This is a genomic window from Flavobacterium anhuiense, from assembly GCF_900101855.1.
Taxonomy (GTDB): domain Bacteria; phylum Bacteroidota; class Bacteroidia; order Flavobacteriales; family Flavobacteriaceae; genus Flavobacterium; species Flavobacterium anhuiense.
Genome location: NZ_FMVC01000008.1, coordinates 127,222 through 154,098, shown reverse-complemented (window position 1 = coordinate 154,098; position 26,877 = coordinate 127,222). Strand labels below are relative to the sequence as shown.

Annotated in this window: 26 protein-coding genes; 11 read left to right on the top strand and 15 right to left on the bottom strand. The window is 32.7% G+C overall.

Features of this window, described 5'->3' with window-relative positions; all coding sequences use genetic code 11:
* Positions 1 to 32 precede the first annotated feature (32 nt).
* The 7 genes from BLP44_RS19995 to BLP44_RS19960 form a co-directional block, all read right to left on the bottom strand.
* Positions 33 to 860, bottom strand: a complete 828-nt coding sequence (locus tag BLP44_RS19995; protein WP_091135504.1) for a prephenate dehydratase — start codon at positions 858 to 860, stop codon at positions 33 to 35.
* A gap of 477 nt (positions 861 to 1,337) precedes the next feature.
* The gene (locus tag BLP44_RS19985) at positions 1,338 to 2,501 is read right to left on the bottom strand and encodes a DUF1501 domain-containing protein (protein ID WP_091135500.1); all 1,164 of its coding nucleotides are present in this window, start codon (positions 2,499 to 2,501) and stop codon (positions 1,338 to 1,340) included.
* A gap of 12 nt (positions 2,502 to 2,513) precedes the next feature.
* Positions 2,514 to 3,911, bottom strand: a complete 1,398-nt coding sequence (locus tag BLP44_RS19980) for a DUF1800 domain-containing protein (protein WP_066033458.1) — start codon at positions 3,909 to 3,911, stop codon at positions 2,514 to 2,516.
* A gap of 272 nt (positions 3,912 to 4,183) precedes the next feature.
* Positions 4,184 to 4,660: a hypothetical protein gene (locus BLP44_RS19975; protein ID WP_091135498.1), complete on the bottom strand. Its 477-nt coding sequence runs from the start codon at positions 4,658 to 4,660 to the stop codon at positions 4,184 to 4,186.
* Positions 4,661 to 4,771: 111 nt separating this feature from the next.
* The gene (locus tag BLP44_RS19970; RefSeq protein WP_091135495.1) at positions 4,772 to 7,165 is read right to left on the bottom strand and encodes a ribonucleoside-diphosphate reductase subunit alpha; all 2,394 of its coding nucleotides are present in this window, start codon (positions 7,163 to 7,165) and stop codon (positions 4,772 to 4,774) included.
* A 264-nt stretch (positions 7,166 to 7,429) separates the two neighbouring features.
* Positions 7,430 to 8,407, bottom strand: coding sequence for a ribonucleotide-diphosphate reductase subunit beta (locus BLP44_RS19965; RefSeq protein ID WP_066033454.1), 978 nt, complete (start codon positions 8,405 to 8,407; stop codon positions 7,430 to 7,432).
* A gap of 340 nt (positions 8,408 to 8,747) precedes the next feature.
* Positions 8,748 to 9,317, bottom strand: coding sequence for a DUF3109 family protein (locus BLP44_RS19960; RefSeq protein WP_091135493.1), 570 nt, complete (start codon positions 9,315 to 9,317; stop codon positions 8,748 to 8,750).
* Between the two features lie 355 nt (positions 9,318 to 9,672).
* On the opposite strand from BLP44_RS19960, the gene BLP44_RS19955 reads away from it, so the two are divergent.
* The 3 genes from BLP44_RS19955 to BLP44_RS19945 all read left to right on the top strand — a co-directional run bounded on the left by BLP44_RS19955 (position 9,673) and on the right by BLP44_RS19945 (position 11,169).
* Entirely contained in the window at positions 9,673 to 10,251 is a 579-nt protein-coding gene (locus BLP44_RS19955) for a MarC family protein (protein WP_008465051.1), read from the top strand.
* A gap of 107 nt (positions 10,252 to 10,358) precedes the next feature.
* On the top strand, positions 10,359 to 10,562 hold the full coding sequence (locus tag BLP44_RS19950) for a hypothetical protein (RefSeq protein ID WP_008465053.1): 204 nt from the start codon (positions 10,359 to 10,361) through the stop codon (positions 10,560 to 10,562).
* A gap of 1 nt (position 10,563) precedes the next feature.
* On the top strand, positions 10,564 to 11,169 hold the full coding sequence (locus BLP44_RS19945; RefSeq protein ID WP_035691388.1) for an FAD-dependent oxidoreductase: 606 nt from the start codon (positions 10,564 to 10,566) through the stop codon (positions 11,167 to 11,169).
* A 177-nt stretch (positions 11,170 to 11,346) separates the two neighbouring features.
* Here the strand turns inward: BLP44_RS19945 and BLP44_RS19940 are convergent, their stop codons facing one another.
* From BLP44_RS19940 to BLP44_RS19920, 5 genes are all read right to left on the bottom strand, one after another.
* Complete coding sequence (locus tag BLP44_RS19940) at positions 11,347 to 11,664, bottom strand: hypothetical protein (RefSeq protein WP_008465057.1); 318 nt, start codon at positions 11,662 to 11,664, stop codon at positions 11,347 to 11,349.
* A 91-nt stretch (positions 11,665 to 11,755) separates the two neighbouring features.
* On the bottom strand, positions 11,756 to 12,121 hold the full coding sequence (locus BLP44_RS19935; protein ID WP_008465059.1) for a nuclear transport factor 2 family protein: 366 nt from the start codon (positions 12,119 to 12,121) through the stop codon (positions 11,756 to 11,758).
* A 16-nt stretch (positions 12,122 to 12,137) separates the two neighbouring features.
* The gene (locus BLP44_RS19930; RefSeq protein ID WP_066033450.1) at positions 12,138 to 13,715 is read right to left on the bottom strand and encodes a S41 family peptidase; all 1,578 of its coding nucleotides are present in this window, start codon (positions 13,713 to 13,715) and stop codon (positions 12,138 to 12,140) included.
* Positions 13,715 to 14,146: a deoxycytidylate deaminase gene (locus BLP44_RS19925; RefSeq protein ID WP_008465062.1), complete on the bottom strand. Its 432-nt coding sequence runs from the start codon at positions 14,144 to 14,146 to the stop codon at positions 13,715 to 13,717. Before BLP44_RS19925 ends, BLP44_RS19930 begins: the two co-directional genes overlap by 1 nt.
* 5 nt (positions 14,147 to 14,151) lie before the next feature.
* On the bottom strand, positions 14,152 to 14,745 hold the full coding sequence (locus BLP44_RS19920; protein WP_008465063.1) for a HupE/UreJ family protein: 594 nt from the start codon (positions 14,743 to 14,745) through the stop codon (positions 14,152 to 14,154).
* A 168-nt stretch (positions 14,746 to 14,913) separates the two neighbouring features.
* Between BLP44_RS19920 and BLP44_RS19915 the strand changes: the two genes are divergently transcribed.
* Entirely contained in the window at positions 14,914 to 15,345 is a 432-nt protein-coding gene (locus BLP44_RS19915; RefSeq protein ID WP_008465064.1) for a TerB family tellurite resistance protein, read from the top strand.
* A gap of 165 nt (positions 15,346 to 15,510) precedes the next feature.
* Here the strand turns inward: BLP44_RS19915 and fbp are convergent, their stop codons facing one another.
* Positions 15,511 to 16,515 carry a class 1 fructose-bisphosphatase gene (fbp, locus tag BLP44_RS19910; protein ID WP_066033448.1) on the bottom strand — a complete coding sequence of 335 codons (1,005 nt, stop codon included), beginning with the start codon at positions 16,513 to 16,515 and terminating at the stop codon, positions 15,511 to 15,513.
* A gap of 171 nt (positions 16,516 to 16,686) precedes the next feature.
* Between fbp and BLP44_RS19905 the strand changes: the two genes are divergently transcribed.
* From BLP44_RS19905 to BLP44_RS19895, 3 genes are all read left to right on the top strand, one after another.
* Positions 16,687 to 17,175 (top strand): GNAT family N-acetyltransferase, encoded by a 489-nt coding sequence (locus BLP44_RS19905; protein WP_008465066.1) that lies wholly within the window; start codon positions 16,687 to 16,689, stop codon positions 17,173 to 17,175.
* 103 nt (positions 17,176 to 17,278) lie between these two features.
* Entirely contained in the window at positions 17,279 to 18,538 is a 1,260-nt protein-coding gene (locus BLP44_RS19900) for an aspartate kinase (protein WP_008465067.1), read from the top strand.
* A 144-nt stretch (positions 18,539 to 18,682) separates the two neighbouring features.
* Positions 18,683 to 18,874 (top strand): hypothetical protein, encoded by a 192-nt coding sequence (locus BLP44_RS19895; RefSeq protein ID WP_091135491.1) that lies wholly within the window; start codon positions 18,683 to 18,685, stop codon positions 18,872 to 18,874.
* Between the two features lie 12 nt (positions 18,875 to 18,886).
* Here BLP44_RS19895 and BLP44_RS19890 read toward each other — a convergent pair whose 3' ends face one another.
* Positions 18,887 to 19,240, bottom strand: coding sequence for a helix-turn-helix domain-containing protein (locus BLP44_RS19890; protein WP_091135489.1), 354 nt, complete (start codon positions 19,238 to 19,240; stop codon positions 18,887 to 18,889).
* Positions 19,241 to 19,976: 736 nt separating this feature from the next.
* Here BLP44_RS19890 and BLP44_RS19880 point away from each other — a divergent pair.
* From BLP44_RS19880 to BLP44_RS19865, 4 genes are read left to right on the top strand one after another with little or no spacing between them, the layout of a single operon-like run.
* Positions 19,977 to 20,612: a hypothetical protein gene (locus BLP44_RS19880; RefSeq protein WP_091135485.1), complete on the top strand. Its 636-nt coding sequence runs from the start codon at positions 19,977 to 19,979 to the stop codon at positions 20,610 to 20,612.
* A 17-nt stretch (positions 20,613 to 20,629) separates the two neighbouring features.
* Entirely contained in the window at positions 20,630 to 21,151 is a 522-nt protein-coding gene (locus tag BLP44_RS19875) for a peroxiredoxin family protein (RefSeq protein ID WP_091135483.1), read from the top strand.
* Positions 21,148 to 21,990 carry a DUF6625 family protein gene (locus BLP44_RS19870; RefSeq protein WP_091135481.1) on the top strand — a complete coding sequence of 281 codons (843 nt, stop codon included), beginning with the start codon at positions 21,148 to 21,150 and terminating at the stop codon, positions 21,988 to 21,990. The genes BLP44_RS19875 and BLP44_RS19870 overlap by 4 nt, the downstream gene beginning before the upstream one ends.
* 20 nt (positions 21,991 to 22,010) lie before the next feature.
* Positions 22,011 to 24,170 (top strand): peptidase domain-containing ABC transporter, encoded by a 2,160-nt coding sequence (locus BLP44_RS19865; protein ID WP_091135479.1) that lies wholly within the window; start codon positions 22,011 to 22,013, stop codon positions 24,168 to 24,170.
* 236 nt (positions 24,171 to 24,406) lie between these two features.
* Here the strand turns inward: BLP44_RS19865 and BLP44_RS19855 are convergent, their stop codons facing one another.
* Complete coding sequence (locus BLP44_RS19855; RefSeq protein WP_091135477.1) at positions 24,407 to 26,800, bottom strand: TonB-dependent receptor domain-containing protein; 2,394 nt, start codon at positions 26,798 to 26,800, stop codon at positions 24,407 to 24,409.
* Positions 26,801 to 26,877: the final 77 nt, after the last annotated feature.

Genomic DNA, 26,877 nt, shown 5'->3' with positions numbered 1-26,877 from the left:
AATTTGGAATTCTTTAATTGGAATTTCCTTTTTTAAGGTCTGGTATTCTTATATTCTCCCAATACTTTGAAATATTCTGCCATGATGTTTAATAACGTTTTGGCTTTTGCAAAATCTTCGTACTTCTCAAATGTTACATCTACGAAGAATGAATATTTCCAAGGTGTTTCAATTTTTGGAAGCGACTGGATTTTTGTCAAATTCAGTTTGCAGTCGCTCATGACATTTAAAACCGCCGCTAAGCTTCCTCTTTTATGATCTAATTCAAATTTTACCGATGCTCTGTTGATTTCGCTTTCTGGCAAAAATGAATTTTGCTTTTTGATGATCACGAAACGCGTCATATTGTTTTTGATCGTTTGAATCGATGATGCAATAATATCCAGATCGTACATTTCGGAAGCGGTTACACTCGCAATTGCAGCAATTCCGGTTAACTGTTTTTCCTGAATTCTTCTTGCTGTTTCAGCAGTATCTTTATCCTCAACCAATTTGATATTTGGATATTGCTTCAAGAAATCCATACACTGCAAAAGTGCCATTGGGTGTGAATGAACTTCTCTTATATCTTCAATTTTCTGACCTTTTAAAGCCATTAAATTCTGCTGAATATTCAAATAATGTTCTCCAATAATGTGCAAATTATTCTTGTCAATCAATGCGTAATTCGGGATAATCGGCCCTGCAATTGAATTCTCGATCGCCATAACAGCCTGATCAGATTTTCCGGCAATAAGGCTGTCGATCAATTCTTCAAAAGACAAGCATTCATCAATATCCACATTTTCAGAGAAATACTCTTTCACAACCTGATGATGAAATGATCCTTTTATACCTTGTATTGCAATTTTCGTTGTCATATAGTCAAAAAAAAATCCTGATTTGCATCAGGATTGTATATTAGTTTTATTTGTCTTAAAATTCGATCTCAAATAACCATAGCACAATCCTGACTTCTACTAAAGAAGAAATAAAAATTGTTGCTAAAATAAAAACGGTTACTTGCCATTTTGTTTGTGTTATTTTGTAAATTCTCTGCGAATGTATAAATTATTTTTAGTGCACCAAAAAAAAGATTGCATTTTATGAAACAAAAAAGGATTTCTTAACAAATTTGGCAGGTTTTGTATGATAATATAAAAATATCGGCTTAAAATGAGAATATTAAAAAGAGATTCTGAGGTTCTAAGTTGCTGAGATGCTAATTTTTTTTTCGCCACAAATTCACGAATTCGCGCAAATCTCTGTGCAATTAAATCTAATTTCACAGATTTTAAAATAAAATTCGTGAATTGCTTCGTCTATTCGCTATCGCTCGGGTCGTGGCTATTTACCAATCAAAACAATCCGGAAACTGGTTTATTCATAATTCCAATTTTAGAATAATCAAAATTCATTTTTTCTTTTAATAAAGACGCATACACACTTCTAAAATCAATTTCATATTTTAAATCTCCATTATCTAAGTCAGCTAAATTTGGATTTCTTCCTAAAATAGTTCCTTTGTTGTTTCCTCCTATGATAAACATTGGCGCCGCAGTTCCGTGATCTGTTCCGTTGCCGTCGTCCTTTACGCGTCTTCCAAATTCGGAAAAAACTACGATTGTGACATTCTGCAATAATTGAGCTTGTTTTAAATCGGAATAAAAACTGTATAACGAATCGTTTAAATCGGTTAACTTTCTTTCGTGAATTGCAAGCTGATTGTCGTGCGTATCAAATCCGTTGAGAGAGGTATAATATACTTTTGAATTTAGATTTCCTTTTATCAGTCTTGCAATCCATTCCAAATTTTTCGATAATTCTGTTTTAGGATAACTGATTTCGGTTTTAGATTTGGCCAAAGCTTTCTGGATTTCATCAGAGCCTTCGGTAACGGAATTGGCAATTTTTCGAACAAAATCTAAATGTGGATTTTTAGACAAAGTCACATCTTCTTCTTTTGATTTCACTTTAAATCGATGTGGATCTTTTACGGTTATAAAATTAGGTTCAACACCTTTTAAAGCCAAATTATCAATCGAATCTAAATTTATTCCCGCCGTTGCCTGATGTCCGTTGCATTGCAAATCTAGAAATCTACCGAGCCAGCCTTCATTTATATATTTATTCGAATCGGTTGCAGTCTGCCAGATTTCCTGACTTCTAAAATGAGAACGAATAGGTTCTGGATAACCGACATTCTGAATTACGGTTAAATCTCCGTTTTGTTGCATTTGGGCAAAATCTTTTAACGAAGGATGAAATGCCATTCCTTTATTTTTACCAATAACCAAATCTTTATTTAAAGCAATTTTCGTTCGTAAATCATAATATAATGGATCATCATATGGAATAAAGGTATTTAAACCGTCATTTCCGCCATTCAGCTGTACAAAAACGACACATTGTTCTCCCACAATCAAATTGTTCTGAGAACCAAAAGCGTGTAAAAAATCGGGAAGCACAAGCAATCCGCCTGTAAAAGTTCCTGTCAATGTTAGAAAATTTCTTCTGTTCATGATTACTGCTTTTTAGATTAATTGATATTCTGGAAGTTTTGCGATGTAATTAAAAAGTCTGACCACAGCAAAATCGGCGTGTGGGTCTTTAGGATCAAAATCGTATTTCAGAAGATTTTCCATATCTTTTTGAGCCGAATCGCTGACATTAAATAATAATCGGTCTGACAATTCTGAAATAATCGTTTTATTATTTCCATCAGAATCAAAAGCGACTTTTACGGCAACTTTTTCATATTCCGATTTTTCTTTTTCAACTCCGTTCATCATCGTTTTCAAAACCTTTCGATTCAGACTTTTTCCACTGCATAATAAATCGGCTGTATTGTTTCTTTGAAGATAAATCTGCGAAGTCAGCCAAGAATTTCCACCATCCCAGCCTTTTACATTCACCTGATTGTACAAATCCATTCCCTGCTGCTTTATAAATGCCATAATTGCGGCATCACTTACATTCTCCATCTGCAATTCGTCGCAAAGCTGTAAAATATAAACCAGCGGATTTTTGATTTTATTTCCAGAATTTTCTTTTTTAAATTCTTCCGTAAAGATTTTAGTCAATAAAGGTTCGATTTCAAATTTTTGCTTTCGAAGATAATCTCCGTAATACACCACTAAATCTTCAGGCGGATTATCACAAATAAACCATTTCAAAATTTTTCGGGTAATGAGGTACGGAATGTTTTTCTGTTCGAAAATAATATCCACTAAATCATCTGCTTTCCAATTTCCTTTTTTTCCGAAGTAAATTTTATCGCTGTTGTCTTCGATATTCTTTCTGTAAACCGCACCTTCATCGCCAATATTCAATCCGGCCAAAGCTTTTGCACCATTTTTAATATCGTCTTCGGTATAATTTCCAATTCCGATTGTGAATAGTTCTAGTAATTCACGGCTTAGATTTTCGTTTACTTTTCCTTTTTTATTATCGCCATTATCGAGGTATCGCACCATTGCGTTTGATTTCAGAATTTGTTTGGTTAATTCTTTGAAATTGCCAAAGGCATTTTCGCGCAAAATCATATTGTGCTGATAAATCCAGTAATTGATTTTTACTTTTTGAGAAGTCGAAACAAAATGATTGTGCCAAAAACAAACCATGTTTTCACGCAATGGAAATTCATCATTTCGCATTTTAGCAATCCACCATTTTTTGAATTCAGCAGTGGCTTGATTTTCTTTTTTCTGAATTTCCTTTTTGGTTTCGGGGTCTGAAGTTTTGATGATTTCTCGAACTTGCTTAAGCTCTAAAGTAGTTTTAGGCTGATCTTGCAGAAAGTCTGGAAGTGCTGTATCAAATTTTGAATTATAAGATTGCTTTAGAAATTTTTCTAAGCCGAGTTTTTCAATTTTTGAAGCTTGTTTTCCTGAAAAACCTAATCGTAAGGACCAAAGACTGCTTTTTTTCATCGTTCAGAAATTATTACAATAAGACTCGACTTTCTTTTAAAGGTTTAATTCTTTTAAAGATGCTAAGTCGCTGAGATTCTAAGGTGCTGAGTTTTGAAAAGTCTTTGGTATTAATTAGAACGGATAATTTTTGGGGATATTGCTTTTTTATTATGAAACAATCATAGTCAGTATAGCCCGTGGTTTCAAAGACGGGAATCGAATTGGGGAAATGCATCGTGTTCCCGTGGTTGAAACCACGAGCTATGTTTGAAAACAATTGCCTATACAGATTACCTTTTAATAGAATCCACTCTCCGCTGTGTTATTAGCTTTTTTTGAACCATCATTTTAAACCAATTTTCCAATTTCAGTTTTTCCTTTTTATTCATTTTACTAATGTCAATTTGAGGAAAATTTGAATTATCTATATTGTATTTTTCCAACATAGCTTGATAATAATCAAAATAAGCTCTTTCATAATTAAATTTCTCCGCCATAATTTTAGCGTATAACATTACACTATCTGTGCTTTCACGGAAACAACAATCTTTGAAACTATAAAAAAGTTCATCATAAGCTTCTACATCACCTCTCTTTTTAACCCGATTAATTAATGTATCGTAATCTGTCACACTCGTACTTATTGTTCTTACATCTTCCTGATCAATTTCTTCTAAATTCTGTTCTTTCAGTACTTTTAGTTCCTCTGTTTTTTCTTTACATGAAAATAGACAAAATAAAAAAACTAAGCTTAAAATTTTAGTCATAAACTATTTAGTTGTTATTAGCAAAAAAGCAGCTATCATTACAATAACTGCTTTCTATAAATTCAGAATAAATCTTTCTTCTTTATTCTATTCTCTTTCTTCTAAGAAAAATTAAGACCCACACATTTCACAATCCTCAGGATCTGCAGCTTGTGCTTTTAAAAGCATTGCTTTGTAATCCTCAACACTGATTGATTCAGTTTCCTGAACTAATGACGGCGCTGTTTCTTGTTTTTTATCGTTGTTTAATGTGAATTTAATCGCATCTACAGCCGCTTTTGTTCTTAAGTAATACATTCCTGTTTTTAAACCAGATTGCCAAGCGTAGAAGTGCATTGACGTTAATTTAGAATAGTTTGCATCTTGCATGAACAGGTTCAAAGATTGAGACTGGTCAATAAAATATCCTCTTTGACGAGACATATCGATAATATCTTTCATCGACATTTCCCAAACTGTTTTGTAAAGGTCTTTTAAGTCTTGAGGAATGATATTTATATTTTGAACAGATCCATTATGACGCATAATTTCTTGTTTCAAATCTTCATTCCATAAACCTAATTTCACTAAGTCTTCTAGTAAATGTTTGTTTACTACGATGAACTCTCCAGACAATACACGACGAGTATAGATATTTGAAGTATATGGTTCAAAAGCTTCGTTGTTTCCTAAGATTTGAGAAGTAGAAGCAGTTGGCATTGGTGCAACTAATAATGAGTTACGAACTCCATGCTCCATAACTTCTTTTCTTAATGAAGCCCAGTCCCAACGACCAGATAATTCTTCATCTTTTAATCCCCACATGTTGTATTGGAATTCTCCTTTAGACATTGGCGATCCTTCGAAAGTTGAATAAGGCCCTTCTTCTTTTGCCATTTCCATAGAAGCAGTTACAGCAGCGAAGTATAAAGTTTCGAAAATTTCTTGGTTTAATTTTTTAGCTTCATCACTTGTAAACGGCATACGCAACATAATGAAAGCATCTGCTAAACCTTGAACTCCTAATCCAACTGGACGGTGGCGCATGTTTGAGTTTTCAGCTTCTTGTACTGGATAGTAGTTTCTGTCGATTACTTTGTTCAAGTTGCGAGTAACACGTTTTGTAACATTGTAAAGAGATTCGTGGTTGAATTCTCCGTTTTCAACGAACATTGGCAATGAGATTGAAGCTAAGTTACAAACTGCAATTTCATCTTTAGATGTAAACTCCATAATCTCTGTACACAAGTTAGAAGAACGAATTGTTCCTAAGTTCTTGTGGTTCGATTTGCGGTTCGCTGCATCTTTGTACAACATATATGGTGTTCCAGTCTCGATTTGAGATTCTAGGATTTTCTCCCATAATTCACGAGCACGGATTGTTTTTCTTCCTTTTCCTTGCGCTTCATATCCTGTATACAATGCTTCGAATTCGTCTCCGTAAACATCATATAAACCTGGACATTCATTTGGACACATTAAAGTCCATGGCCCATCTTCTTGAACACGTTTCATGAATAAATCTGAAGTCCACATTGCGAAGAATAAATCTCTTGCACGCATTTCTTCTTTTCCATGGTTTTTCTTTAAATCCAAGAAATCGAAAATATCAGCATGCCAAGTTTCGATGTAAATCGCGAAACTTCCTTTACGTTTTCCTCCACCTTGATCTACGTAACGCGCTGTATCGTTGAAAACTCTCAACATCGGAACAATTCCGTTTGATGTTCCGTTTGTACCGCGAATGTAAGATCCAGTCGCACGAACGTTGTGAATAGAAAGTCCGATTCCTCCCGCTGACTGCGAAATTTTAGCTGTTTGTTTTAATGTATCATAAATACCGTCGATACTATCTTCCTGCATTGCCAAAAGGAAACAAGATGACATTTGCGGTTTTGGAGTTCCCGCGTTGAACAACGTTGGCGTTGCGTGCGTAAAGAACTTTTTAGACATCAAATCGTAAGTTTCGATAACCGATTTTAAATCATCTAAGTGAATCCCAACAGAAACACGCATTAACATGTGCTGTGGACGCTCAACGATTTTTCCGTTTATCTTAAGAAGATAAGAACGCTCTAAAGTTTTGAAACCAAAATAGTCGTAATTAAAATCTCTTGTATAAATGATATGAGAATCTAAAAAAGCAGCGTTTTCTTGGATCACTTTGTAAACATCATCAGCAATTAATGGCGCATCTTGACCATTTCTTGGGTTTACGTAGTGATACATATCTTTCATCGTTTCTGAGAAAGATTTTTTGGTATTTGAATGCAGGTTAGAAATTGCTACACGAGCTGCTAATTGAGCATAATCAGGATGCGCAATTGTCATAGAAGCCGCCGTTTCTGCTGCAAGATTATCCAATTCAGAAGTCGAAACTCCATCATACAATCCCTCGATAACTCTCATGGCTACCTTAACTGGATCTACGAGCTCGTTTAAGCCGTAACACAATTTTTTGATTCTTTCTGTAATCTTATCAAACATTACGGGCTCTCTGTGGCCATCTCTTTTTACTACATACATAAGCTTACCTTTTATGGTTATTGAAAAAATTAAAGTAACTAGAAAACGAATTCCAGCACTTAAACATTGCGTGTTTTTAAATTAATTTTAGAGAATTACCAAATTCTCAATAGTTACTCGTTTCAAATCCGAAAAACGAATTTAAATGCGTCAAAAATTGCTATTGAACCTGCGACTTGGGGAAAGAGGTTCAACCTTTAAAAATAATCTGTAATCTTTTTTTTAGTGTCTCTAGAAGATAGACGCTAAAATATTTTTTGTTGTCTAAAAATCTGCATCGAATGAAATTTTTTGAGCATCGCTGTCGTTGTTCATCACACCTGATTTTTGATACTCCGCAACACGTTTTTCAAAGAAATTAGTTTTTCCTTGAAGAGAAATCATGTCCATGAAATCGAATGGATTCGCTGATCCGTAGACACGCTCACAACCTAACTCTACTAGAAGCCTATCAGCAACGAACTCTAAGTACTGTGTCATTAAAGTAGCGTTCATACCAATTAAACTTACTGGAAGAGATTCAGTAATAAATTGTCTTTCGATATCTAAAGCATCGACAATAATTTCTTTGATTCTTTCTTTTGGCACTTTGTTTACCAAATGGTGATTGTGCAAGTGAACAGCAAAATCACAGTGTACGCCTTCGTCACGAGAAATCAATTCATTTGAGAAAGTTAAACCTGGCATTAAACCACGTTTTTTTAACCAATAAATTGAACAGAAGGCCCCTGAGAAAAAGATTCCTTCAACTGCAGCAAAAGCAATAAGCCTTTCAGCAAACGAATCAGACTCGATCCATTTTAAAGCCCATTCTCCTTTTTTTGCAATAGCCGGGAAAACTTCTAAAGCATTAAACAATTCTGTTTTCTCAGCTTCATCTTTAACGTAAGTATCAATTAATAAAGAATACGTTTCGCTGTGAATGTTTTCCATCATAATCTGGAAACCATAGAAAAACTTCGCTTCAGCATATTGAACTTCGTTTACAAAGTTCTCAGCCAAGTTTTCATTTACGATTCCGTCAGAAGCTGCAAAGAATGCTAAAATATGTTTAATGAAATATCTTTCATCGTCATTCAGTTTGTTATTCCAATCTGTCAAATCTTGGTGCAAATCGATTTCTTCAGCAGTCCAGAAACTAGCTTCCATTTTTTTATACCATTCCCAAATATCATGATGTTTGATAGGAAAAATAACGAAACGATTTTTATTTTCTTGTAAGATTGGTTCTACTTGAGACATGACAATTTTTGTTTAATTTTTATACCGAATTTTTTGCTAATTCAATAGACTACAAAGATTGTCAATTAACGCCAAAAATGAAAGTCAAACTTATTCACAATTTGCTGTAGTTTTTAACAACGTTATTTTTTTGAAACATTTTTCATACAATAATTAATTTACTGTAAATGAAACATTTAAAACCAATAATTACACCTGAAAGCCCCGTAAAATATAGACTTTTAAATATAAAAAGCAAGAAATTTTAAATAGTTTTAAAAAGTTTTTTTTTTGAATTAAAACTTTGTTTTTTTGAGTCAAAAAATGAAGAGAAAAAAAGGTATAAATTACACTTTAATTTTTAAGAATTTTTAAGCTCTTCGGCTACCTTTTCTAGTTCCAAATACCAGTCCTCTCCAAAACGGCGAATCAATGCCTCTTTTACAAATTTGTAAACTGGAACTTCTAATTCTTTTCCTAACGAACAAGCATCATCGCAGATATCCCATTTATCATAGTTGACAGCTGCAAATTCTGTGAAGTCTTTTACTCGAATTGGGTATAAATGACAAGAAACTGGTTTTTTCCAATCCACTACTCCTTGATTGTAAGCTTGCTCGATTCCACAAAGTGCCGTTTTTCCGTCAAAAATCACATAAGCGCAATCTTTATTATCAATCAGTGGCGTTTCTAGATCACCATCAGTTCCTTTTATCCAAGTCCCTTGCGCTTCGATTGCTTCGATTCCTTCTTTTCGTAAAAAAGGTTTCACTTTTGGAAAAATTTCTTCTAAGATTTTAGTTTCAGCCTCATTCAAAGGCGCGCCCGCATCTCCATCCACACAACAAGCTCCTTTACAAGCAGACAAGTTGCACACAAATTCTTTTTCCAGAATATCCTCTGAAATAATAGTTTTACCTAACTGAAACATGATATCTATTACTCTAATTTATAAAGTGCAAAGATAGTCAAAGAAAGGAGATAAAATAGGATGAAAATTTAACCGCAAAATTCGCAAGGATTTGCACAAAGGTTCGCAAAGTTTATACGCACACATTTCCAATACCTATTTTAATTTGCGAACCTTGCGAATTTAATTTTGCATGCTTTGCGGTTAATCCTATTATAAGTTTTACTAAATGCAAAAGAAAACAACAATTGTTACAAATATCACTTTTTTAGCCATTAAAACATGTTTTTATAACAAAAGTGCATTGTATTGAAAAAACACCTAACTTTATTAAGTACTTTTGCAGCAGTTTTTAAACCCTAAAAATCAAAGCGATATGTTAGAAATCGATTTTAAAGAAATCATTACCGTTAGTATGGTGCTTTTTGCCGTAATTGATATTGTTGGCTCGATTCCGATTATTGTGAATTTAAGAGCAAAAGTTGGACACATTGAGTCTGAAAAAGCTTCTATCGTTGCAGGCGCTATCATGATTGTTTTTCTTTTCGTTGGAGAAGGTTTACTGAATTTAATTGGTATCGACGTACATTCATTTGCTGTTGCTGGATCTTTTGTCTTATTTTTTCTTGCTTTGGAAATGATTTTAGGAATCAGAATTTACCGTGATGAAGAACCAGGATCTGCTTCTATTGTACCGCTGGCTTTCCCTCTAATCGCTGGAGCAGGAACAATGACAACCTTGTTATCACTTCGATCTCAGTTTCATACTATTAATATTATCATAGCGATTGTCTTAAATATTATCTTGGTTTACATAGTTTTAAAGTCTTCTAAAAAAATCGAGAATCTACTAGGAGAAAACGGACTTGGAGTGGTTCGCAAGACATTTGGAGTAATACTTTTAGCAATTGCTGTTAAATTATTCGCTGCTAATGTTAAAGGTTTGTTTGTCTAAATTTTATTTTTATAAATTTACCCCGTAAAATTTCTAAAATACAACTTTAAGGCAATTTCCCCATAAAGTTCTACTTTATTATTTTAGACAAAAACAAAGACAACCTTATGAAAATTTTCACTTCAATCTTAGTGCTTTTGGCATTAGCTTTAATCGTTTTTAATATTACGCTATTAGACTTTAAAAACCCTTTTCAAGGAGATAGTATGGTAGCTTTTATTGGAATCGCCGCTTCATTTTGCGCTGTTTTGATTCTTTTGATTTTTAGAATTTCAAAAAGAATTGAAGAAAAAATGAATGACAACAGATAATATGTTTGATGTTTTAATTATTGGCGGAGGAGTATCTGGCATGTCTTGTGCTCTAGTCTTAGGATCCGCAAAAAACAAAACTTTTGTTACTGACAAAAAAATCGGAATTTTTACTCATCAGAAAAATTCTTCTTTACAAGAGGCAATATTTTATAACGCTTACGGAATTACACCAGGAAAATTAGGTTCTGAGCTTTTAACTGAAAGCACACAGCATTTAGCAACAACTTACCCGCACATTACTCAGATTTCAAATGAAAAAGTAATGAAAATTGAAGGCAGTTATCCAGAATTTACCGTAGTAACCAACAAGAATTCATACCAAACAAAAAATATCGTGGTCGGAATTGGTTCTGCCAATACTTTCGACATTGAAGGTTTGATGCAATTTGTTGAACCTCATAAAAAAGCACTTCCAGAAAAACAGCGTATTCAGCTTAAAAACGAAGATCACAAAGTAGCAGACGGCATTTATGTTATCGGTACTTTAGCGGGTTGGAGAAGTCAATTGGCAATTGCAGCCGGAAGTGGCGCTGCTGTAGCGACAGACATTCTTACTTTATGGAATAACGGCGTACAGACTCACGCTCATGATAGCACTCGATAATTTTTTGTTTTTACCATTAAGAGATTAAGATAAATTAAGTTCTATTTTGATGCAAACTTAATTACCAAGTTTCATTAAGAAAAAACTCCAAACAGAAAAAACCATTAAGAGATTAAGAAAACAGCTATACAGCTTAATAAACTTAATCTCTTAATGGTTTAAAACTTTATGGTTAACTTATTTAACCGAAACGATTTCTGTTACTTTAATATGGTTTTCATCTTCAGATTTCCATTTTTCTCCTTTTACAGACACTACATCTCCAATTTTTAATTGTTTGTAATTCTGAGGCCCGCCAACGTTTACAATACTGATTGTTGCAAAGTAAACTTCTTTTGCGTCTGTTGTAATTTTGGCCGTGTAACCATCTTTACCTGCTTCTATACCGTCTACTTTTCCTGAAACTACAGCATTAGCATCATTTTTCATAGTTGTGCAAGAGATCACAAAAGTCATTAAAAGCACTAGAAAACTTACTCTTTTTAAATTTTTCATATATTATTAGTTTAACCGCGAAGTTCGCGAGGATTTACGAAAGGTTCGCAAAGTTTTATTTTAAGTTACTATTATTTTATTGCATCAAACTTTACGCCAACTGAACACAGCTCCCTGCAATAACTTTTAGATTCTTACCCGATTTTTTCCAAACCCTTAAATATTTGAAAACTCCGCTGATTGCATTTCCGTCATAAGCGCCTTTTAAGGCAACTGTAACCGTAACCACTGCAGAATCATCAATTACGTTGACAATTTGATCTGATGCTTCCAAAGAATTAATTTTTAACTTTCCTGAACGATATGATTCCAAATCAAACTCTTTAGTTATGGTTTGTCCGTCGGGCATATTAAACAATAAATCATCATGAAGAATTGTTTCCAAAGCCATAACATCCGATTTTTTAATTGCAGTCAGGAGTTCTATTTCTGCATCAACAACGGTTTCTATTTTCATGATATAAAGATTGAAGTTATTTCTTTGGAGCTAGAATTGTCTTTATCATGGCATCATCTTTCAAGATTACATCATAATAATACAATTCTCCAAACAGCTGTCGTGCGAATTCAGCTGTAATATGACGGTTTACGAGCGCTTTCGTTTTATCCAATTTCAAATCCAATCCCGTCATTAAAATATAGTTTTTAAATCTTTTAAAATAAAAATCTGAGTTCTTCATTTTTGCCAAAAACTCATTAAAATTATCTCCCGCAAAAGCATTTCTATTTTTATCTAATTCTTCAAAGACAAAATGCCCTACAATTCCAGTCTGCAGCAAATATGCAACATTTTCATTTCCATGCTCTGCTTCCATTGGAACAAAAACATCTGGAACAATTCCGCCACCGCCGTACACTATTTTTCCTTTCGGAGTTTTGAATTTTAAAGAATCGGCCACTTTTATACTGTCTTTTGCATACAATTCTCCAGTAGCAATTCTTGCTTCAGATTCTTTAAAATATTCTTCGTTCCCTTTCTTATACGGTTTTTGAATCGATCTTCCCGTTGGCGTATAATAACGCGCCACAGTCAATCTTACTGCAGACCCGTCGTTAAAGTCCATTTCTCTCTGAACAAGACCTTTTCCAAAAGAACGTCTTCCAACAATAGTTCCGCGATCATTATCTTGAATGGCTCCTGCTAAGATTTCACTAGCCGAAGCACTATTTTCATTAATTAAAACATAAACTTTCCCCGTTTCAAAACTTCCTGCTTTTGTTGCATACGTTTTCTCAGTAGAACCGTTTTTACTTTTCGTGAAAACGATTAATTGTCTGTCTTTTAAAAACTCATCGGCAATAGCAATCGCTTCTTCCATATAACCTCCCCCATTATCACGGAGGTCAATTACGAGCGACTGAATTCCTTTTTGTTTTAATCTCGTTAAACCAGTTTTGAATTCGTTGAAAGTAGTTTCTGCGAAACGGTTAATTTTGATATAGCCAATATTATTACCAATTAACATAGAAGCATCAACGCTTTTAATTGGAATAACATCTCGTTTAACTTTAAACTTCAGTTTCTTCTGTTCAGATTTTCTAAAAACAGTCAATTCGATTTCTGAACCCTGAAGTCCTTTTAATTTAGAAAATAAACTATCTGAAGGCAATTTTCTACCATACAATTTGGTTTTTCCTGCAAACAAAATACGGTCTCCAGATTTTATTCCCGCTTTTGCCGAAGGTCCGTTTTCGACTGGTTTTATAATCGCAACCGAATCTTTATACATATAAAAATTAATTCCGATTCCCACAAAATCACCTTTCATGCTTTCGGCAACCTCAGCTTGTTCGCTTGGCGGAATATATACTGAATGCGGATCCAATTTAGAAAGAATATTATCGACCGTAAGATTTACAATCGAATCGGTATTGACGCTATCAACATATTCGGTATTGATAAAATCAATAAGTTTATTTAGCTTGGTTTTAGAGTAATTTTTAGCCAAAAGCTGGTCACTTGCAGGAGCGTTCATCACGCTTCCGGCAATTGTTCCAAGAGCAAAAGTCGCTCCTATTACGATTGGCAAATATTTCGAATTAAATTTCATTATTCTTCCAAAACAGGAATATGTTCTACTTCCACCCCTGCTTTTATTAAAAATTGGATTCCAGAATCATCTCGATATCCATCTTTATATACTACTCTTTTTATTCCTGACTGATGTATCAATTTACTGCATTCTTTGCAAGGCGAAAGCGTAATATACAATGTTGCTCCTTCGCAAGATTGCGTTGATCTTGCTACTTTCAGGATTGCATTTGCTTCGGCATGCAGAACATCCCAACGTGTCAATCCGTTTTCATCTTCGCAGCAATTTTCAAATCCTGACGGTGTCCCATTGTAACCATCAGAGATGATCATTCTATCTTTTACAATAATAGCGCCAACTTGTTTACGTTTACAGTAAGAAAGCAAGCTCCACTCTTTTGCAATTCGCAGATATGCTTTATCGTATTTATTCAGTTTTTTTACTTCCATTTAATTTATCTGTTCCAAATTGGGCTTTCAATAATCATCGGAATTACAACTCCGATAATAAAAGCCGACATTACAAGTGCCCAGTCGCGTTTTGAAAAACGGAAAACGGTCTGCACTATATATGAAATTACCAGAACAACAAAAACTACTATTAGCTGAGCAGCTTCTATTCCTAAGGCAAACTCTCCTAAAGGCAACAATTTTGAGGTGGCAGAACCTCCTAAAATTGTTTTGAAATAATTAGAAAAACCTAGTCCGTGAATAATTCCAAAGAATAAAGTTATGAAAAATACTAGATTTACGCCATCATTTTTTGAGGTCTTTCCAGCCGTAAATAAATGATAAAGAGCTGTTATTAAAATTGTAATCGGAATCAGGAATTCTACAACATTAACTTTTATGGCAATTATGCCGTAAACAGAAAGAATTAAGGCCAAGGTATGGCCAATTGTAAAAAGAGAAACCAATAAGAAAATTCTTTTCCAGTCTTTAAAAAGATACGGAACGGTTAAGGCGATTAAAAAAAGAACGTGATCGTAAGCATTAATGTCTAAAACGTGTTTTAATCCTATTTGAAAATAAATCCAAAATTGTGACATAGGTATAATGTAATTAAATAATTAGGGGTTGTAAACTTACGATTAATTTTCAAAATTAAAGATTCGGGCTACTAAATCCTGCAATAAAAATAAGTTAAATTTTAGCAGAAATTTAAAATCAATAATTTAAAAATAGGATTATATTTGTTATAATAAAACTTTATCATTATGTCATTTTCAGAATTATTTGATAGCGAATTCAAGCAAAGAAACAAAGGACACTTTTCTGCTATTGTTCGTGTAGCTTTAGCTGATGGGGTGGTTTATCCAGAAGAAAAAGCCTTTTTAGATAAACTTGCTTCTCGCTTAGAAATTACAGAATCGGAATATGAAGAAATTCTTAGCGATCCTTTAAAATATCCGATCAATCCACCTTATTCATATGTTCAACGTTTGGAGCGTTTATATGACCTAACTCGCATGGTGCATGTTGACCATCAGCTTGAAGACAAACAAGAAGTACTTCTAAAAAAGATAAGTGTTGCCCTTGGATTTACACCAAGCAACGTAGATTATATTATTGCAAAAGCATTGTCATTGGTTGACAAAAAAGTAGATGCAGATACTTTTATCTACGAAATGCAGCATATGCATAAATAGTATTCAGTTTTCGGTCTCAGTTTACAGTTTATTTTGATGCCGAAAAAAGAAATTAAAACTCGCATTAAATTATAAACCCGACAAGTTTTTGAAAAACTGTCGGGTTTATAATTTAAAATCCAGACTGAAAACTGCGACTGTGACTGAACACTAAAAACTAACCACTCACTCAGCCGCCATAAATTCCTCGGCTTTTTCTACCATCTTATAGCTTCCGCAAAAGAAAGGCACTCTTTGGTGCAATTCAGTTGGCTGGATTTCCATAATTCTTCCGAAACCGTCTGTTGCTTTTCCTCCTGCTTGCTCTGCCAAAAATGCCATCGGATTACATTCGTACAGCAAACGCAACTTCCCTTTTGGCGCTTTCGAACTTGTAGGGTAAATATAAATTCCGCCTTTAATCATATTTCGATGAAAATCGGCTACCAAACTTCCGATATATCTTGAAGTATAAGGTCTGTCTTCTTCTTCGCGCTGGCAGTATTTGATGTAGTTTTTTACTCCCTGCGGAAAATGAACATAGTTTCCTTCGTTTACCGAATAAATATTTCCATTTTCTGGAAATTTCATGTTTGGATGCGAAAGATAAAATGTACCTATCGCTGGGTTCAATGTAAAACCATTCACCCCATGTCCAGTGGTATACACAAGCATCGTTGAAGTTCCATAAATTACATAGCCTGCTGCAACTTGATTGATTCCCGGCTGTAAAAAATCCTCGCTAGTCACCGGAGTTCCTATTGGAGTAACTCTTCTGAAAACAGAAAAAATAGTTCCCACAGAAACATTTACATCAATGTTTGAAGATCCGTCTAGCGGATCCATTAAGATCACGTACTTATTATTATGACAGTTGTCGCTCCCCTGAACTGTAATAAAATCGTCGTTTTCTTCTGAAGCGATACCACAGACAATCTCACGGTTTATTAACGTCTGGATAAATACTTCGTTTGCATAGACATCTAATTTTTGCTGGTCTTCACCTTGAATATTCTGTTCGCCTGCCGCGCCCACAATATCTACTAAACCCGCTTGGTTTACTTTATGATTGACCACTTTTGCTGCCAATCGAATAGAGTTGATAATTCGCGAGAGTTCTCCCGACGAATACTGAAATGCTTTTTGGTTCTCAATAATAAACTCTCCCAGTGTTTTATTGCGTTCTTCCATTTCTAAATCGTTATAGTTTTATTTTTAAGTCACAAATATCGCTTATTTTGTGAGAATGATTTAAAAATTATTTTGTTTGTTTGCTACTATTGTATATTTGCTAACAATCTGCAAAAAGCATCCAATAAAATGACGCTTTTTTAGATAATAAATAGTTAAAAATAAGAATATATGAATATTAGGAAAGGAAATCCTGAAGATATGAAATCGGTGTTAGGGCTTATTCAGGAACTTGCAATATTCGAAAAAGAACCCGATGCGGTTGTTATTACAGAGGAAGATTTAGTGCGCGACGGATTTGGCGAAAAACCATTATTTCACGTTTTTGTTGCAGAGATCGAAAACGAAGAAAAACAAAAAGAAATTGTTGGAATTGCGCTGTATTATTATCGTTATTCTACTTGGAAAGGAAAGACAATTCACCTTGAAGATTTGATTGTAAAAGAAAAAATGCGAGGCACCGGTTTAGGTTCTGCTCTTTATGCTGAAATCATGAAACAAGGAAAACGAGACGGCGTGCGAAGAGTAGAATGGAATGTTTTGGATTGGAATACTCCAGCCGTAAAATTCTATGAAAATTCTGGTGCAAAAATCCTTGACACTTGGAGGGTAGTGCAGATGGATCAAGCAGGAATTAATTCGTTCTTAGAAAAATTATAAAAATATTATTCGCCACGAATTCACGAATTTTTATTCGTAAAGATTAGAAAAAATAATTCGTGAATTCGTGGCGGAAAAAAAATCTAAAAATCTAAAATTAAAAATGAGAGTATTTAAATTTGGTGGTGCATCGGTAAAGGATGCAGATGGAATTAAAAACGTGTACGACGTTTTACAAAAAGTGGGTTATGAAGACGTGATTTTGGTAGTTTCTGCGATGGGAAAAACTACAAATGCTCTCGAAGTTGTAATCAAGAATTACTTTGAAAAATCGACAGAATTAAACGCTTCTGTTCAGGAAATTAAAAAATATCACAATCAGATCTTATTGGATTTGTTTGAAGATGAAAATCATGCTGTTTTTGCGGCTGTAAATGCTCAGTTTGACGAATTAGAATACTTCTTGGCCCATAATAAATCTCCAAATTACAACTTTGTTTATGATCAGGTGGTAAGTTTTGGTGAATTGATTTCGACTAATATCTTAAGTCACTATATGAATTTCAGAGGAATTCAGACGCAATGGCTTGATGTTCGTAATTTCATCAAAACAAATGCAAACTATAGAGATGCTGAAGTTGACTGGGAAACTACACAGCAAAATATCAGCAAAAATGTTCCAAGAAAACAATTAAACATTACACAAGGTTTCTTGGGTGCAGACGAAAATAATTTTACAACAACTTTGGGCCGTGAAGGTTCTGATTATACTGCCGGAATTTTTGCTTATTGCTTAAATGCAGAAAGCGTAACAATTTGGAAAGACGTTCCTGGAGTTATGAATGCCGATCCGCGTTATTTCGAAAATGCAAGTTTGTTAAATCAGATTTCATATCGTGAAGCTATTGAGTTGGCATTTTACGGAGCAACGGTTATTCACCCAAAAACATTACAGCCGTTACAGAAAAAAGAAATTCCATTATACGTAAAATCTTTTATCAACCCATTATTAAAAGGAACTTGCGTTTCTAAAGGTGTTGATTTAGAACCGCAATATCCTTGTTTTATCGTAAAAAGAGAACAGCTTTTAATTTCGCTTTCTTCTATTGATTTCTCTTTCATTATGGAAGAAAACATCAGTGAGATTTTTGGTTTATTCCACGAATTCAAAATCAAAGTAAACTTGATTCAAAACTCAGCAATTAGTTTCTCTGTTTGCGTGGAAGATAAATTTGGAAATTTCCCAGAATTGAATGCTATTCTTTCTAAAAAATTCAAAGTAGAATACAGCGAAAATGTAACCTTATATACAATCCGTCACTTTACAGAAGAGGCAGCGCAAACTGTCGAGGCAAACAAAGAAGTTCTACTAAAACAAGTTAGCCGCGAAACTATGCAGATTGTCACTAAAGAATTAATCTAATATTGCTTTATAAAAGGTAATTATTTCAATTCAAATATATTTAGAAAGGCTTCACTTAATTGTGGAGCCTTTTTTTTATGAAAGGATTTTCTCTATTTTATCTATTTTTTTATTAAATTTACTTTTCATTCTAAAGAACTTAAAATGAGTAAAAAAAGTTTTTTATTGGTTTTCATTATCCTTGGTTTATTATACGTCAGTATATCTTTAAGTCCGTTGCTTACAAAGGATATCAAAGACATTTCTTTTTCAGATTTTAGATTGGTAATTGGTCCATTTTTATCTACAGTTGGAATTCTTATAACCTATACACAACTGAAAAAAGGAAAAAATTAATTCAACTATTATTTAGTTTTTACCTTTATTTAAGTGCTTTATAATGGTTTTCAAATCTTCTATTTGCAATTCGTATTGCTTTATTATTTTCCTATACACTCCTAACATCGCAATTTCTGTTTGTCTTTCTGTATTCATTAGACTTTCATAAACAGAATCTCCTAATCCTTTTCTAACCAATTCTTCTGGAGATATTTCAAAAATCTGACATATTTTATTAAAATGAATAGCCCAAGATGTACTCTCTCCACGTTCCATTCTCGCATAAGCAGATTGCGAAATTTGCAAATGATCTGCGGCCTCTTCTTGTGACATATTCTTTGATTTCCTCAAAACTTTTAGATTATCTCCTACAATTTTATTCATAATTAACAATTTAAAAAACAAATATAAACATAAGAATTATTTTACAATTATTCGAATTTAGGTTTTTAATAACCGATTTTCGGTTGAGACTATTTTGCGACCTATTATAAATTTGCTATATCATTATTCTAATAATCGGATAATCTAACATTAACCAATAAATTATATATCATGGAAAAAATTGAAACTAAAATCAAAAAGATGAGCCTTGTCAATATTGAAGGCAAATTGACAAAAGATGAAATGGAGAATGTAATGGCTGGGAGTGGATTTTGACAAGTTGTGCTGGGGCATCAGTTGGTTTAGCATTAGGATTCGTCGGACTAGTTGCTGGTGGAACTTCCGTCGTTGGCGCAGGAATTGGTGCAGCATGTTTTGTATATGCTTCAGCACAATGGGGAGCAAGTTGTCGCTAAAAATCAATAAAAACACAATAAACTGTAGGTTTTAACAATATCTGGAGTAACGAAACCTCTGCCCTTCTATGCAGAGGTTTGTTTTCAAGAGTCTTTCAATTTTTAATTAAATATGAAAAAATTATGAGAATAAATAAAAACATACTGCTATTCTTACTTACATTATCACTATTTTATTTAGGTCTAACCTTAAGTTGGATATTTAAAAAAGAAGACTTCACAGATATCAAAATTTGTGATTTTAAATATTCAATAGTCCCTTTATTATCATCAATTGCAATCTTTATAGGCTACATAACTGAATTAAAAAAAAGTAATAAATGATAATGAAACATTATTTACTTAAACTTTTTACACTTAGCATTGCATTTATTATTATCAACGAAATAACGAGTAATCTACTAAATTTTAACGGATTACTTCGTTACTTTATGTCTGACTATTTAACACTACAAGAAATAAATCGCTATTTTGAATTTCAGAAAAAATGGCATTGGTTAACCTATTTCTATATTCCGATAATACTTTTAATTAAAACATCGATTATTGCAACAATTCTTTATGTTGGCTTATTCTTAAATAGTCAAGATTTGAAATTTAAACAAATATGGAATATTGCTCTCAATGCAGACTTCATTTTTTTATTAGTTCCAATAATTAAAACTCTTTGGTTTTTATTTTTTCAACCTGGCTATAATTTAATAGATGTTCAAAATTTCTATCCCTTATCAGCTTTAAATATTGTGGGTTACAAAAATCTGGAAACATGGTTCATTTATCCCTTTCAGGTACTCAATTTATTTGAGCTATCATACATTATTTATTTGGCATATCAAATTGGCAAAATAACAAGCACAAATGCTGACTATGGATTAAAAATAGTTGGCTTAAGCTATATACCATCACTAGCTTTATGGGTTGCAACAGTAATGTTTTTCACTCTTAATTACAGTTAATTTATAAAAGAAGAAAAATGAAAAAGCCGTTAAAAATATTTTTGCCCCTAACTGTTTTGATTCTTTTATCCTTTCTGATAACTAAAATAATTTTTAGAATAAATCATAAAAATGAGGTCACAAAAAATATCAAAAAAATACCTGAATTTTCATTTAAGGATATTAATGGGGTTTTATTCAACAATCATAACTTAAAAAAAAACACACCAACCATATTCTTATATTTTAATACGGAATGTGAGTTTTGCAATACTGAAACTGAAATAATTAAGAAAAACATTGAGCAATTCAAGAACACACAATTGATATTCATTTCATTTGAATCACCTTTAAAAATCAAAAAATTTGCCGAAAATTATCAGTTATTGAATCATGATAACATTCATTTCATCTATGACAAACAAGTTGTCTTTTCTAAAACATTTGATGTTAAAGCTTTTCCAACAATTGTAATCTATAATAATCAACAACAATTATTAGAAAAAATAAAAGGTCAAGTAAAAATTGATCACATCTTGAAGAAAATAAATAAACAATGACAAAATTAACTTCTATTGCAATGCTTACATGTTGGTATGGCGATTATCCATGGTATTTTCCGTATTTTGTCCATTCTTGCGTCTACAATCCAACTGTTGATTTTATAATAATTACCAATAACCTCGAAACCATTCCAAACAAACCCAAAAATGTAAAGATTATTTACAAAACTCCTGATGACATTCGAAATTTAGCTTCACAAAAATTGGGTTTTACCGTTAATCTCGAATATCCGTACAAACTATGCGATTTCAAACCTGCATATGGTTTTATTTTTTCTGACATATTACAGGACTATGATTTTTGGGGACATGGTGATATTGATATGGTTTATGGCAACATACGAGATTTTATGACTGAAGAATTACTTTCAGAATATGATGTTGTAAGTAGCAGACACGATTTCATAACTGGTACATTTTGTTTGTACCGAAATATTGAATTTACCAACACATTATTTAAGCAAAGCAAAGATTATAAACTTGTTTTTAGCAGACCTGAGCATTTTTGTTTTGATGAATGCAATTTTTTATTTTATGAATTGCAGAATGGAGCCTCAATATTTGATTTTCCAGAGCGAATACAAAGTATGACTTACGTGGTTAAACAAGCAGAAAAAGAAGGTAAAATAAAAGCTTTCTTTGATTTCATAATTGTTGAAGGTTTACCAGGTGATATAAAATGGGATAATGGAAGTATTATATACAAAAATGAATTTGAAGGCATGTATTATAATCTAATTCGATTAAAAAATATTGTAAAAGATCATGTGCCTTTAAATCCAATACCAAACGTTTTCTATTTTACACCAAACGATATTGTTAAAGATAAAATATAGTTTTCTTAGCCGCATTATAAATGATTTCAAAACACATCAGAAACACCCATACTTTACAACTTGACAGATCTGATTGTGGAGTTGCCTGTTTACTATCCATAATTAAATTTTATAAAGGCAATTATTCGCTGGAAAAACTAAGAGAACTAAGTGGCACAACGTCTCAGGGAACAACTATGCTTGGTTTGTATGAAGTTGCCAACAATCTTGGTTTTGATGCCGAAGGATTTAACATTTCAACAGATACTTTAAAAGAAAATACAGAACCTGCAATTCTACAAATCAAAACAGAAAACAATTCAGATCATTATGTAGTCTGTTATGAATATGATAAAGAAAAAGGATTTATAATTGGAGATCCAGCTATCGGAATAAATTATATCTCCGAAAAAAATCTTGACCAATTATGGCAATCAAAGAACTGCTTGTTACTATCTCCAAACTCAAAATTTGTCACCGAGAAACAAATAGAAAAAACGAAGAAAAAGTACTTCATTACCTTACTTAGAGATGATTTTAAACTATTAATCATTTCGACAATCATTGGTATTTTTGTTGCTGGACTAGGAATGGCAATGGCTATCTTTTCTCAAAAATTAATCGACGATATATTGCCTTCAAATAATATAAACAAATTAATTTCCGGAATCACACTACTATTCATCCTACTTTCTGCAAGAGTTGGATTGTCAATTTTAAGACAGCACTTCTTAATACAACAATCTAAAGATTTCAACAACCGAATAAATAATACCTTTTTCTCTTCATTATTACAATTGCCCAAACTTTTTTTCCATACACGAAAAATAGGCGAATTAATAGCTAGATTAAATGACACACAACGAATACAGAGTGTTATTAAAACCTTAACGAGTTCATTAGTTATTGATACATTGGTTGCACTTATTTCTTTAGTTTTTCTATTTAGTTTTTCCTGGCAATTAGGAATAATTTCGTTACTAAGCTTACCAATTTATTTCTATATAATTTACAGGAATAATAAAAACATTATAAAATCCCAAGTGGATGTTATGCAAAATTATGCTTTGACAGAAAGCAACTTCATCAATACAATTCAAGGCATTTCAACTATAAAAAACTACAACAAACAATATATTTTTAGCAAATTAAATCAAAATATTTTTTCTGGTTTTCAGGAGAAAATTTTCAATTTAGAAAAAATAAATATTTCTCTATCATGGCAATCAGGTTTTGCAAGTGTTTTATTTTTGATTGGAGTTTTAATTTATGCTTCAATTCAAGTTTTTAATAAAGAAATCAAAATAGGAGAATTGATGGCTATTTTAGGAATTGTAGTCTCCTTACTTCCTTCGATTGCAAATTTAGCGTTAATTTCAATCCCGATAAACGAAGCTAAAATAGCTTTTAACAGAATGTATGAATTTGCATCAATCGAAAAAGAAAATGAAGATGGTTTAGAAATTTTTGAAATAAATAAAATTTCAATTCAAAATATTTCTTTTAGATTTCCAGGGCGAAGCCTTTTATTTCATGATTTACATATAGAAATTGAAAAAGGCAAAATTATTGCAATTGTTGGAGAAAGTGGCAGTGGAAAAAGTACACTAGGTCAAATACTAAAACGCTTTTATCCGTATGAAATCGGAAATATAACAGTTAATAATAAATATAAGCTTTCTGAAATTGGATTAAAAAGTTATAGAGAATTATTAGGTGTAGTCCCACAGGAAATAACAATTTTCAACGGAAATGTATTAGACAACATTTTGTTGGGAGCTACAGAAACGCTTGAAAACATGATTGATTTTATCCGCAAATATGGTTTTGAATTATATTTTGACCTATTACCACAAGGCTTAATGACAATTGTTGGTGAAGAAGGAATCAATTTAAGTGGCGGACAAAAACAAATTATCGCACTCGCCAGAGCTCTTTTTAAAAAGCCACAATTTTTAATTTTAGATGAAGCCACTTCAGCTATGGATCGAAAAACTGAGAATTTCACTATTCAGTTGCTCCAAAAAATAAAACAAGATTGTGCGGTTTTATTCATTTCGCATCGCTTACATAAATTAAGAAATATTGCTGATACGATTTATATATTGGAAAATAGAACAATAACTAAGTTCGGAAATCATGAAAAATTAATGAAAACAGAGAATTTTTATAGTGAATATTGGAAAGAAAACATCTCTTAATAAAATTTATGAACCACAACAATTAACCTTGAAAAAGAACAAAAACAATTGGAAACAAGATCCAGACAATTGGGTATGGGGACTTTTCTATTACAATCCAGAAGATAAAAGAATTTTTCCTCCAAAGAGAATTAAAGAATTTTGCTGGACGATCAACTTTGCAAATCCTAATTCAGTTTTTCTTTGCGTTGTGCTTATTCTTGTTTTAATGATTTTATCAGAAAGTATCAAGCAATCTACCTCACCCTATTATTCTCCGACTGTTCAATTTCAGTTTTCTTATAAGTCACCTTTTTTGAGTCTCCAAAATTGTAAGTTGCAATTAGTTTAAAATAATCAGTACTATAATTTCGGTGATAATAAATTTGAGTTTGCCCGACATTATAATCGCCAGAAACCATAAACTTATGAAAGATGTCGTTTGCGGTAAAATTGACTTTTAGTGCGTCTTTAAAAAAATTTCTTTCTATTCCTAAAGTTATGGTTGAACGGCCGTTTTCGCTTCCTAATCCGTAGCTGCGGTCGCTTAAATACCAAGCTAAAAATTGCAACTTAAAAAGTTTAGGAATCGTAAATGTATTATTAGTATATAAATAAATCTGAGGTTCTACCGGACTAAAAGCAAATGCGTAATAATTGTCTACCGATTTCTGCCATGTGATGCTGGCTGTATTAACAGAGTTCCACCATTTGAAGTTGAAAGATCTGGAAAGCGAGGTAAAAAAAGTATGCCCTTTTTCAAGATTCAGTGCTCTTAAAATATAACTGTTTGGTGTATCTCCTCGCAAAGCAGCTGCAGAAATAGGATCAATTTTATAAGTGTAACCGACTTTAAAATCGAACTTTTTGTACATCATACCTATTTCAAAAGCATGTGTTTTTTCTGGAAGCAGATTTGGATTTCCTTCGATTGTAGTAAAAGGATCCTGATAAATCACATACGGATTTAAAGCCTGATATCTGGGTCTTGTAATTCTGGAAACATAAGAGAAATGTCCTTTCCAATCTTCTGAAAGATCAAAATTCAAAAGTGCGTTTGGAAAAAAATTACCGTACGATTTATCAAATTTCTGAATTCCGTTGGCATTTGTAAACAAATTATAGCTTGTTTTTTCACCGCGTGCACCAAGCGAAAAATTAACTTTTTCGTTTAATGTCATAATATAATTAAAGTAAGCGGCGGCAATTTTTTCATTGTATTCAAAATCACTCGAAAGCTCATCGTCGAATTCAAAATTTATTTCGTCATCAGAAATCAAAAAATCTGTTCCTGAGTTTATCGTGGCGTTACTAAACTTTGCTCCTGCTTCGAGTTTTGTATTTTCATTTATTTTCTTCGAATAATCGACTTGAACAGCTATTATATTGATTCGGCTTCCAACATTATTCTTCAAAAATCTTTCAGAATCTGTTTGTTCTACCAAACTGTTTTCTTCAATAAAATCTCTTATCGTTTGATTGTAATTTGAAAATTGTGATCCAATAAATAATGTAGAACCTTTAGCCGTTGTCCAATTATAATTCAAATTGACAAACTGATTTAACAAAACATCATTTCGGTCAACATCTGTAGCATAAAAACTTTTTCCTGAATTGTTGGTTATCGAATTCCTGCTTACTGTAATGCCGCCCAAATCGCTCACATTTCCGCTATAAGCCAATGAAATATAATTATTTGGAGAAAAACTATACTGAAGTCCGAATCCGAAATTCGAATAATTATTAAATCTTCTTTTCCAATCGGTTGTCAATTCAGATTTCATAAAATCATCTGGATTTGGTCGGGTTCTGGTCGTATATAGCAGCTCGCGATTTCTTCCTAACTGCAAACCGTAATTAGTTACAAAAGAGAATTTTCCTTTCGAATAATTAAAATCCAAAAGCGTGTTATAAAGCGTTCCTCCAAATTTAGACACTGTTGCGTGTTGATTGACCGTTCCCATTACACCGCTATCCATATTTTGCTTGGTTATAATATTGATCACCGCTTTTCCTTCGGCATCATATCTCGAAGAAGGATTGGAAATAAGTTCAATTTTTTGAATCTGAGAAACTGGAATTGCAGCAAACCGTTCGTAATTAATCAAAACTCCGTTGAGATAAATAATGGCTTCACCTTTCCCGACAACGCTAATTTCTCCGTCGGCGACCACAACATTTGGCACTCTTCCAAGCAATTCGTTTACCGAACTGCTGGTTGCCAGAACAGTTCCGTTTACATTGACATCGAGATTTCCATTAGCTCCATATTTTAATAATGAAGGCTGGCTTTTTACGACAACTTCTGATAGTTGATTATGATTTTCTTTTACAATAATAGCACCTAAATCTATATTTTCTGTTCCCGAAAAATTCACATTCAAATAGCGATCTACAAATTCTGCCGAAGTTAGTTTTACCAACACCTCTTTTTGATTTATATCTGATATTTGAAAAACACCATCTAAAAAATCCTGATGCTTTATTATTGTAGAATCTTTGACTGATACTATAGAAGCTGTTCCCATCATTAATTCGTTATTTGAATTGACGACTCTCCCAGAAATTGTCTGAATTGACTGTGCATTGGATTGCGTTACATTGAAAAGAAAACAATAAATGTAAACGAAAATTAAAATTAAAAACCTCATAAATTTTAGCGATTAAGTTTTGACTTTGATAAAACAAAAGTCAGTTCTTAATCCCTTTATAAGGTAATCGAAAGCGA